Source organism: Methanospirillum sp., assembly GCF_035406105.1.
Lineage (GTDB): Archaea > Halobacteriota > Methanomicrobia > Methanomicrobiales > Methanospirillaceae > Methanospirillum.
The window spans coordinates 1-2,503 of sequence record NZ_DAONKG010000288.1 but is presented as its reverse complement, the minus strand read 5'-3'; the positions used below and the strand labels follow the sequence as shown (position 1 = coordinate 2,503).

Genomic DNA, 2,503 nt, shown 5'->3' with positions numbered 1-2,503 from the left:
CGTCGGGACCGGAGTTGTCGGAGCGGGGGTTGGCATACCGGTCGGTGTCGGCGTCGGGGATGGCGAGCCAACCCTTACCTGCCCTGGCTGAATGGTAGCAGGAACAGCATTACCTTGATCATCGGTAAGCTCCGTGATCGCAACCTGAAGTTCAGACGAACCAACAGCAAGCCCCTTGACATTCAACGTTGCTAATTTGATGGCTTGTGCACCACTCTTTATCTGGTCCGTCAGATCTACTGCGACAATACTGACCGATGAGGCTGGAAGTGTCGATGCAGAATTCATGCTGAATGCCGCAGGAAAATTCACCGATGAAAACTCTGCCGTACCTGCCGGATTTGCAGATATTTCAAGCTGATATCCTGCCAACCCGTTCGATGCCTGATCGAGGAAAACATCCACAGTCCCGGAAGAACCTGCAGATGCAAGAGTCAGATCAGTTATCGATAATGTCGCTCCGGCCGCAACTCCTGCGAAAGGCAGCAGCAGAACCAGTATACAGATGCTCAATTGTAGTCTGTTCATTTCATTCACCTCTCCTTTCCATCATGCACAATGGCGATGAAAGTGCTGCAGAAAATCTCATACAGAGATGATAGTTCAGGGGTACTGAACATATTCAACCGTCCTGTTCAGAGAGAAGTATGGCTCTTCATAATGATAGGTCTGTATCACTGCAAGACCATTCTTTATCTCAAGGGTGTCATGCCAGGGTTCATACCCGGGTTTGCTCAGGGTCAGATTATGAACTCCGACTGCAAGATTCATAACCATGATATCAGTCTTCCCAACCGGAACATCATCTATCGTGACATTCACCAGTTCCGGATACGAGACGATATATGCTGCACCGGTTTGTGGCGGGTTCGCAGACAATTCACGAATTTCTGCACGATGTGGCATCATTTCAAATCCAGAGATAAATGTTGGAAGGACATCATCATACACCGTGATCGGGGATACAATGTCATAATATCCCTCTTTATGGAGTCTGAGCTGATAATCCCGGGTCGTCAGATTGGTCAGGGATACCGGTGTCAGACCCTGATAAGCATTGTTCAGATACACCTCCGCCCCGTCCGGAACAGAGAAGATGGTCACATTGTTCTTTGCCCCTCTGGTTGGCAGATGCATCGGTTTGACCGTGATGAAGTCCGTTTTTTGCGTTGTATTTGAATACTCACTGTTGGATGCTGTCAGAGTCACCGTGTAAATCCCCGGAATCCGGTATATATGCTGGGGATTTTGAAGAGGAGAGGTATTGTCACTTGAACCGTCCCCAAAGTCCCACATAAATTTTGTAGGATAGCCCAGGGAGGTGTCAGTGAAGAATACCGTCATCGGAGCCGCCCCTTCCTGAAGCTGGGCAGAAAAGTCTGCAACAACCGTTGGGACCGGTGTCGGCGTTATCGTTGGGGTGATCTCAACTGCCGGGGTCTTTTCCTGCATGTCCGGTGTCACTTCCGGAGTGGGGGCGGGTGTGGATATGGTCTGCGGAGTCTGAACCGGTCCCGGCACAGCACTCTGGCCCCCGACGGTGATGGTTGCCGGAGTGAGATCTACTGATATAGGACTGCCGTTGTCATCGGTGATCTCGGTAATATCCAGCGTGAGAGTTGCAACACCTTCAGATACTCCTTCAACACTCAGAGTACAAATCTGAACCGGTCCTGCACCAGCCTCAACCTTCATCTCAAGATCTAATCCAGAAACCAGCACCTTTTCTCCAGGGGTTCCCTCAACTACCTTAATTCCGGCCCATTCAGGCATCGTTACCGAAGAGACCTTTACAATCCCGGATGGTGCACACGATGTAGTAAATTTGTACCCGGAAATGCCAGCCGGGGCTGCATCCAGAAGAACAGGAATTTCCACTTTTTGTCCCACAGTACTGATTCTGATATCTTCCAGTGATATCTTTGCTGCACATACAGTTCCGCAGAGGAACAATGAAACCATGCATATGGTCAGAATGCTTGTAATGAACTTGTTCATCATATGATCACCTGAAATCGGGTTACCAGATGAGATTGAAATATTTCACAATATCATCGGTATCAATCCTGTTGTTGTTGTTGTAGTCAAATGGCGGTATCGGCATGCCGGTAAATCCTCCTGAAACCCAGGTGTTAAAGAATACTGTCACATCAGCAGTGTTCACTACGCCATTTCCATCAAAGTCATCGATGAGTCCGTCATGTACTCCAGGAGGCCAGATATCAGCTGGCCGGTTTGTGTACCCAGGAAGTGGGGGAACATCATATACATGAATATCAGCCGGAATACCTGACAATGACATAAAGGATGAGCCATATTGTGCAATGGATGTCATATTCATGGTCAGTTCGGCATCCCCTGGTGTAATACCTGTCAGACTGATATTCCCTAATGAGATATTTCTGGAGCCTGGAGGAAGCATGCCGCTGTCCAGGTATCCGGACATTGTAATCGAATTAAACATCGGGCTGACTGCATATGAGAAATGATCCACCCAGGATGG

Annotated in this window: 1 protein-coding gene and 2 pseudogenes; all 3 read right to left on the bottom strand. The window is 48.7% G+C overall.

The features are described from left to right. Positions 1-528 (bottom strand): annotated as a pseudogene (locus tag PLA23_RS12505) (hypothetical protein); the annotation flags it as partial. A 75-nt stretch (positions 529-603) separates the two neighbouring features. Beyond that, positions 604-2,001 carry a PEGA domain-containing protein gene (locus PLA23_RS12500; protein WP_324475393.1) on the bottom strand — a complete coding sequence of 466 codons (1,398 nt, stop codon included), beginning with the start codon at positions 1,999-2,001 and terminating at the stop codon, positions 604-606. Positions 2,002-2,020: 19 nt separating this feature from the next. Continuing rightward, positions 2,021-2,503 (bottom strand): annotated as a pseudogene (locus PLA23_RS12495) (hypothetical protein); the annotation flags it as partial.